Here is a 7,820-nt window from a genome sequence, read left to right as displayed (position 1 = left end):
GGCCTGTGGTCTCTCCTGTCCGACGCGGGTGATGCGACGGCCGGAGTGCTGCAGTGGGCACCACTCGTCTACAGCGGACTCGTCGTCGTGGGTGTGCTGGCACTGTTCGCGCCCGGCGTGAGCACGTGGCTGCAACGTCACCGGCCTGTCAATTAGGACCTGTTCTGACCGCATTGGTCCCTACCGTTGTCGGCATGACCACTTCCCAGAACCCCGTACTCACCGGCGAGCGTGCCGACATCCTGCAGATCCTCCAGGAGCAGCGCTCCACCCTCCTGATCACCATCCGCGGCATCGACGACGCCCAGGCCCGGCAACGGACCACCGTCAGCGACCTGACGCTCGGCGGATTGATCAAGCACGTGGCGAACACCGAACGACAGCGGGTGAACTCCATTCTCGAGCGCGACGAGACGGCGGAGTTCGACATGGAATCCGCGATGGAGCAGTACTACATGCGCGACGACGAGACCCTCGAGGGCCTGGTGGCCGAGTACGAGGCGGTGGCACGCGCCACCGAGGCGGTCGTCGCCGGGCTCGACGACATGGACCTGCTCGTTCCGCTGCCCACGGCCCCGTGGGCCCCCGAGCGGCAGTGGTGGACCGCACGCCGCACGCTCCTGCACATCATCCGGGAGACCGCGCAACACTCGGGCCATGCGGACATCATCCGGGAGTCGCTCGACGGCGGGAACACCACCAGGCAGATGGGCGCCGACGCCGGCATGGAGTTCTGATCCGATTCGCGGCACAAACGAAATCACCTCACCGGGTTCGGGTTCCGGTGAGGTGTTTCGTCTCAGCATATGGCGGTGTGGTGTGTTGACGTACCTCCTGCGGTTCAACTTTGCGCCGACTGGTGAGAACCATCATGTCTCGGTGTCCGGGCACCGGCCACCTACCCTGGGGTGACCTTTGCCTACCCTCGCGGCAGCGGCGTCCTTGTAGGCTGCGCTGAGCAGAAACCGACCCCCGGAGAGTGACGCGATGGGCAGAGTGCGCAAGACCAGGACGACACTCGCCGACGGTCGTGAGCTGATCTACTTCGACGATTCCGAACCGTATGTGTCGGGCGCTGCGACCCGCGAACTCGTCGACTCCCGGACCCTCCCGCCGGCGATGTCCTTTTCGCAGCGGCGATTCGACGTGCTCACCGGCGAGTGGGTCGTGATCGCGGCGCAACGGATGGACCGCACGTTCCTCCCGCCGCCGGGCGCATCACCACTCGCACCGAGCCGTCCGGGCATACCGTCGGAGATCCCGGCCGTGGACTACGACGTGGTGGTGTTCGAGAACCGTTTTCCCGCACTGGCGACCGTCGCCGGACGGCCGGACCTGCCGTCCCACATCGACAACGAACCGCTGTGGCCGTCGGCGCCCGCGGGCGGCCGCTGCGAGGTGGTCTGTTTCACCAGCGACCCCGACACCGACTTCGCAGCACTGCCGACGGATCGGGTGCGCACCGTGGTCGACGTGTGGGCCGACCGCACCACCGAACTGTCGGCGCTGCCGGGTGTCCGGCAGGTGTTCGTCTTCGAGAACCGCGGCCGGGAAATCGGTGTCACGCTCGCCCATCCGCACGGGCAGATCTACGCCTTCCCCTTTCTGCCACCGCGCACCGGGACGCTGATCGGTCGCGCGCGCAGCCACTTCGAGGACACCGGCCGGCTGTTACAGAGAGACGTGCTCGACGCCGAACGCCGCTCGGGCCGACGCGTGGTGCGCTCGGCCGAGCACTGGACGGCCTATGTTCCCGCGGCCGCCCGCTGGCCGCTGGAGGTACATCTGGCTCCGCACCGCGACGTCCACGACCTCGCCGAACTCGACGGGCCCGAACGCGACGAACTCGCCCACATCTACCGGGAACTGCTGCGGCGGGTCGACCGGTTCTTCGACGAGCCCGATGCGCCCTACCCCGCACCCGTCCCGTACATCGCGGCGTGGCATCAGGCACCTGTCGGTGACGATCGGCGCTTCGGTCGCCTGTACCTCCAGCTGTTCTCGCTGATGCGCTCGCCGGGCCGGCTGAAATATCTGGCGGGCACCGAGTCCGCCGTGGGGGCCTGGATCAACGACACCACGCCGGAAAGGATCGCCGACCGGCTCCGGGAGTTGGCATCGTGACCGCCCCACAGTGGGTCCTGCCGACGGAGGTGCGATCGGTGGCCGAGCGTGCGGAAGCCCTGTTCCGCAGTGCCTTCGGCGGCGTCCCGGACGGAGTGTGGGCTGCACCGGGACGGGTCAACCTCATCGGCGAGCACATCGATTACGCGGGCGGACGGGTGCTGCCGTTCGCACTCCCCTACGTCACCACCGTGGCGGTCCGCGGACGCGCGGACGAGGTGCTGGGGTGCGCTTCCACCCACACCGGCGACACCTGGCAGGGCCGCCTGCAGGAGGTGGCGCCGGGCAATCCTGCGGGGTGGACGGCGTACCTCGCCGGGGTCGTGTGGGCGCTCCGGCAATCGGGAACGGTCTCCACCGACACGGGATTCGATGTGGCCGTGCATTCCACCGTTCCCGTCGGGTCGGGGCTGTCCAGTTCGGCGGCACTCGAGTGCGCGTTCGCGCTTGCCGTCGCCGATCTCTCGGGGCTGCCCACCGACGCGGTCGGGCGGTGCACCCTGGCGGCCGCCTGCGTCCGCGCCGAGAACGACATCGTGGGAGCTCCGACCGGCGGCATGGACCAGTCCGTCGCGATGCTCGCCCGGCCCGGCCAGGCACTTCTGCTGGACTGCCGGGACGGGAGCACACGATACCTACCGGTGAACTTCGAGGCGGCGGGCGCCCGGCTGGTCGTGATCGACACCCGCGCCCCGCGCAGGCTCGTCGACAGCGGTTACGGCAACCGGCGTTCGCTGAGCGAGAAGGCGCGTTCGGTTCTGGGCGTGACCTCCCTCCGCGACATCGAGGACGTCGACGCAGCCCTGGCATCGCTGACCGATCCCGAGTCGAAAATGCGTGTGCGACACGTGCTCACCGAGATGCGGAGAGTGGACGAGGTTGCCGAACTTCTGAGCAGAGGCCGGATCACCGAGATCGGGGGTGCCCTCACCCGATCACATGTGTCGCTGCGCGACGACTACCAGGTGAGCTGCGTGGAACTCGACTGCGCCGTGGATGCCGCACTGGGCGCCGGCGCCTGGGGCGCCCGGATGACCGGCGGCGGTTTCGGCGGCTCGGCGATTGCGCTCGTTCCGGAAGCCCGGCTCGAGGAGGTGGCCGACCGGGTCCGGCGCGGCGCGGCAGATGCGGCGTTGCCCACCCCGCGGTTCCTGGCCGGCGAGCCGTCCGGCGCGGCGCACCGCGTGACGTAGTAACTATCCGCCCGTGTTCAGGTCCTCCAGCACACCCTCGGCGCTGCGGGCTGCGATGGTGCACGCGCGCGCCGTGAACTGGTCGAGCAGCGGATGCCGCGCCCGCTCACGCCACTTGCGTACCGCAGCAAGCGCTCTCGTGCGTTGCAGTTCCACCGAGTCGGAGCCGTCGGTGCCCAGGCGTTCGGCGATCTCGATCCCGAAGCCACCGATGAGGCGCTGCAGTTCCGCGACGTCGTCGGCAGGCAGGGCCACCTCCGTGGACCGCAACCTCCCGAGCAGGCGCAACTCCTGGAATCCGTGCACATCGGAGAGCAGCCGCTCGGCTGCCGGCATGATCCGGTCCGCCCCCGCCACCGGATGGGTGGTGAGCACGCGCTTGAGCGCGACCAGGGCGGAGTGCGTCTTCAGCTGGTCGGCGCGCTGACCGAACTGGATGTCGATGACCTGCCGCAGCTCGTCGAGCCCGCTGCGTTCGACCAGTTCCGCGGCCAGCGTCGGCGAATCCTTGGTGCCCAGTCGGATCAGGGTGACGGCCATCCGGATGCCGAACAGCCCGAAGCGGTCTGCGAGCTGTGCCCGCATCCGGGCGTCCACCGGCAGCGGGCCACCCTCGCGGGCGAACCGGTCGGCAGAGAGCATCGCCAGGTTGAGATCCTCGACCGGAACTTCGGCCAACTGCTGGAAAGCGACGAACTCGGCCTGGCGCATGGTGCGGGCGCCGAGGGCGAGCAGTCCCGCCACCGGGACCACGGCCTGGCACAGCCCGGTGCGCTCGAGTTCGCCCGCGAACCGCGATGCCACCTCCTTGGCCGACATCATCGCGTCGAGGCGGCCCGCCCCCACCTCGTCGGCCCGGGACACCACACCGACCACGCCGAGCGGACCCGACTCGTCGCCGACGTGATCGCCGATCTGGCCGAGGAACTGCACGTCCGTCGCGTTCAGTGTGCGCAGGAGATACACCACAGCGTCCGCGCCGGACGCCTCGTTGTCGGGGGTGAGCAGCTCGAGGGTGCGGGCCGAGACGTCCCGGGACAGCGACGACGTGCCCGGGGTGTCGATGATGGTGGTGTGGGCCAGCGCGGACGACGGCCACTCGACGTCGAGGCGGTCGACCTGTTCCGCTGTGAGGTCACCGAGGTCGAACGTGAGGTGCCCGTCCCGGCGCAGCACCGGAACGTTCACGGACCGTTGGGAATCGGCGTACCACGCCGTCACGGTGGGAGTGGACCCGCTGCGATACCAGGTGACCACGCGTGTGCACTCGGTGGCATCCGTGGGCGCAATATCCTGCCCCACCAGGGAATTGAGCAGCGTAGACTTGCCGGCCTTCAGCGATCCGGCGAGGGCGACGCGCAGTGGCTGCTCGAGCCGCCGGGCGCATTCGGTGAGCTGATCGCGGATCTCGGGTCGTCCCGCATACAACTGACGGGCCGACGCGATCAGCGCACGCGCCTCGGAGAGCGGGGTGGTGGTCATGCAGTGATTGCCCCGGCGTCGCCTGCGACGAGTTGCGCCGCTTGCTCTTTCAGCTCGGACGCGATGCGCAGATCCTTCTCGAGCTGCGCGATTCGACGCGTCCGTTCGGTGGACTCGAGGTTGGCTGCCTCCTGGGCCGCGCGCAGTGAATCGTTGATCGAGCGCAGCACCTGTTCCGCGATGCCGGTGAAATGATCGCGCAACAACCGCTGGATGCCGCGCAGCCGGTCCTTCGATTCCTTACCCACCTGGAAGCTGGCGTCGTCGGCGAACCGGCGGATGGCGGCCTTCGCCTCGGCGCGGCGTTTGAGGACGCGGCTCTCCTTGTCTTCCCGGTATGCCTTGGTGCCCAACAGGACTCCAGCGCCGATCGAGATGGGGTTGACCAGCGCCATGCCCATCATCGTCGTGATGAGCCCGAACATGAGGACACCACCGTACGAGCCGCGCATACCGACGAGGACTTTCTGGGTGATGCCGATGCGCCCCGACTCGAGGTCGGCGAGCGATGCCACCGGTTCGAGGACTCCGTCGATGTTCGCGACGTCGAGGTGCGGCAGTTCGACTGCCCCCGTCTCGGCGAAATGCTGTGCCACCACCTCGGCCAGCCAGAGGGCACGCTCGTGGGCCCACACGAAGTTGTCGCCGATCGCGGTGGCGAATTCCTGTTCGAGCCACTGGCCGAGCGCGTCCCAATCCTTGCCGGGATCACCCTGGTCGACGGTCTCCTCCGCTTCGCGGGTGACACGCCGCAGACGATCGCGGAGGTCGTGGTCGATGTCGGCGGCGAGATCGGCGATGCCGTCACCGAGCGTCTGCTGCCACAGCGACGTCTTCTTGTGCAGCTCCTCGGCCCCGGCTTTCGCCTTCTGCAGTTCCGCGACGGCGAGGGCCCCCTTGGCCGGGTCACGCAGGGCGGCAAGCTCGCTGCCGATTCCCAGCGCGAGATGCTCGGCGACCGAGGACACGTCGAGGGACACCGCGCGCCTCGTGTTCGACTCCGCCCGTGCCAGCACCCGGTCGCGGAGGAACGCGTAGAGCTGCGGGAATCCCGACTCGGCGTTGAGTTCTTCGTCCTGGAGTCGCAGTGCGTGTGAGCGCAACACCGAGGAGATCGGGATGAGTGGAACCTCGAGGCCGGCGCGGACCAGGTGCCCCCGATCGGCCTCGACGATCTCACGCCAGTGCGGGTACAGATCGGTCTTGCTGATCAGGCATGCCACCGAGGGACACAGGCTCGTGACCTGGCGGAGGAACCCGAGTTCCGGCTCGGTGAATTCCTGGCTGGCGTCGGAGAGCACGAACACGGCGTCCGACGCGGGGATCAGGCCCAGGGTGCTCGCGGCATGCGGATTGCCGGCCCCGCCCACTCCCGGGGTGTCGACCAGCACCAGTCCGTCGGCGAGCAGTGGGCTCGGGACAGCCACCTCCACGCGCAGTACCTCGCGGCCCTGCGCGCGCGGCGATGCGGGGGTGATGCCGTTGAGTTCCTCGAGCGGCAGCGGAACCCGGAGGGGATCACCGCCCGGTTCCGCGAGGACAAGTTCCGCCGACGCGGTCTCGGCGTTCTGCACGACGGTGGGAATGGCGGTGGTCTCGTCGTCTCCCACCGAGCAGACGTTCAAGTTGAGCAGAGAGTTCACGAACTGGCTCTTGCCCTGCTTGAGCGGGCCCACCACCACGATGCGCATCCGCGGATCCTGAACGCGCATGCGGGCCTGATCGAGACGCTGAGCCAGATCGGAGCGGCCGAATCTGCGTGCGACGTCCAGGGTCTGCTCGAGCAGGGCCGTCATCGACCGGGCGGTGGCACTGTCCATGAGTTTCGTTGACCCGCAATTCTTCCGACCTCGTGCGGGCACTGTATCAGTGCACCTGCACCCGACTGAGGAAACTGACGAATACAGCCCCGGTACGCATACCGCGTCCGGGGCTGTAATCGTTACATGCAGTGCACCGTCATGAGGTCACGGCTCGAGCGTGTCGACCGCGCCCGTGACGTCTTCCGTGGGGGTCACCGACAGGTCGGTGTCACCGAACAGCGAGCTCTCCGTCTCCCCGCCGAAGCTGCTGTCGAAGCTGCTGTCGAAGCTCGACTCCGCGCCGAAGGCGTTCTCGGCGTCGATCGAGGACCAGAGGTTGGACCCGGCCTCCGCCGTGCCCTCGACGGCGGACGACCCGGTTCCCGTCAGCGAGCCGGCGGTGTCCGAGACGATCTCGGTGGTGGACTCCGCCTCCGCCGAGCCTGCCCCGTCCACCGAACCGCCTGCCGACGCCCCACCCTCGAACGAGGTGCCGAGCGAGCTGTCGAGCGAGCTGTCGAACGAGCCGCCCAACGAGGTGCCGAGCGAACCGAGTGCGCCGACGCCTCCGGTCAGGCCTGCTCCCAGGTCGGCGACGGCATCGGTGGTGGCGTCCAGGCCACCGGTGACACCGGCCGCGGTGTCCAGGGCGCCGTCGACACCGCCTTCGAGCCCGCCGCCGACGGTGCCGCCCAGACCGGCCGCGGTGTCGATCACGCCACCGAGATTCGCATCCACGCTCGAACCCGCATCGGCGACGACGCCCAGCGAGCCGCCGGCCTCGCTCACCGCATCGACGGTGCTGCCGACGCTGCCGGTCACGGTGGATCCGAATTCTGCACCGGTGTCGAAGAGTCCGCCGAGCCCGCCGGTGAGGCCGCTCGTCAGGCCCGCGCCGAGGCCGCCGGCCGTTTCGAGACCGCCGACGAGACCGGTTTCGAGGCTTCCACCGAGGTCTGCGCCCGCGTCGGCCACCGCACCTGCACCGGCCGCGACACCGGCGCCGAGTCCCGCGCCGAGGCCGGCAGCACTGTCCACACCACCGGAAACACCGCCACCGACGGCTCCCCCCACGTTGCCCGTCAGCTGGCTGCCTGCGTCGAGAAGGCCACCGAGAGCACCGTCGAGGCCGCCGGTCAGGTCACCGGCCAGGCCGGTGCTCGCATCGAAGGCACCGTCCAGCGCGGTGGTGAGCCCGGCACCGGCGTCGAGGCCGAGT

The 7,820-nt window shown here is 69.1% G+C and carries 5 protein-coding genes and 1 pseudogene; 3 read left to right on the top strand and 3 right to left on the bottom strand.

The genetic code is table 11. The features are described from left to right. The first annotated feature begins 194 nt into the window (after nucleotides 1-194). From WAW17_RS19735 to galK, 3 genes are all read left to right on the top strand, one after another. Nucleotides 195-737 (top strand): DinB family protein, encoded by a 543-nt coding sequence (locus WAW17_RS19735; protein ID WP_422334612.1) that lies wholly within the window; start codon nucleotides 195-197, stop codon nucleotides 735-737. A 250-nt stretch (nucleotides 738-987) separates the two neighbouring features. Continuing rightward, a complete protein-coding gene (gene galT, locus WAW17_RS19730) occupies nucleotides 988-2,124 on the top strand; it encodes a galactose-1-phosphate uridylyltransferase (protein WP_422334611.1) in 1,137 nt (378 codons plus the stop codon). Continuing rightward, complete coding sequence (gene galK / locus WAW17_RS19725) at nucleotides 2,121-3,317, top strand: galactokinase (RefSeq protein WP_422334610.1); 1,197 nt, start codon at nucleotides 2,121-2,123, stop codon at nucleotides 3,315-3,317. The genes galT and galK overlap by 4 nt, the downstream gene beginning before the upstream one ends. Nucleotides 3,318-3,320: 3 nt before the next feature. Here galK and WAW17_RS19720 read toward each other — a convergent pair whose 3' ends face one another. The 3 genes and pseudogenes from WAW17_RS19720 to WAW17_RS19710 all read right to left on the bottom strand — a co-directional run. After that, complete coding sequence (locus WAW17_RS19720) at nucleotides 3,321-4,799, bottom strand: dynamin family protein (RefSeq protein ID WP_422334609.1); 1,479 nt, start codon at nucleotides 4,797-4,799, stop codon at nucleotides 3,321-3,323. Continuing rightward, nucleotides 4,796-6,619: a dynamin family protein gene (locus tag WAW17_RS19715; protein ID WP_422334608.1), complete on the bottom strand. Its 1,824-nt coding sequence runs from the start codon at nucleotides 6,617-6,619 to the stop codon at nucleotides 4,796-4,798. Before WAW17_RS19715 ends, WAW17_RS19720 begins: the two co-directional genes overlap by 4 nt. Nucleotides 6,620-6,766: 147 nt before the next feature. Then, nucleotides 6,767-7,820, bottom strand: a pseudogene (locus tag WAW17_RS19710) (hypothetical protein); the annotation flags it as partial.

This window comes from Rhodococcus sp. (in: high G+C Gram-positive bacteria) (assembly GCF_049286785.1).
GTDB lineage: Bacteria > Actinomycetota > Actinomycetes > Mycobacteriales > Mycobacteriaceae > Rhodococcus_F.
Note: the sequence above shows the minus strand (reverse complement) of the source record. Positions and strands in the feature narration are given on the sequence as shown.

Coding starts and splice junctions, on each gene's coding strand:
- WAW17_RS19720 (WP_422334609.1), bottom strand. CDS start 4,799: ATGACCACCACCCCGCTCTCCGAGGCGCGTGCGCTGATCGCGTCGGCC.
- WAW17_RS19715 (WP_422334608.1), bottom strand. CDS start 6,619: ATGGACAGTGCCACCGCCCGGTCGATGACGGCCCTGCTCGAGCAGACC.
- galT (WP_422334611.1), top strand. CDS start 988: ATGGGCAGAGTGCGCAAGACCAGGACGACACTCGCCGACGGTCGTGAG.
- WAW17_RS19735 (WP_422334612.1), top strand. CDS start 195: ATGACCACTTCCCAGAACCCCGTACTCACCGGCGAGCGTGCCGACATC.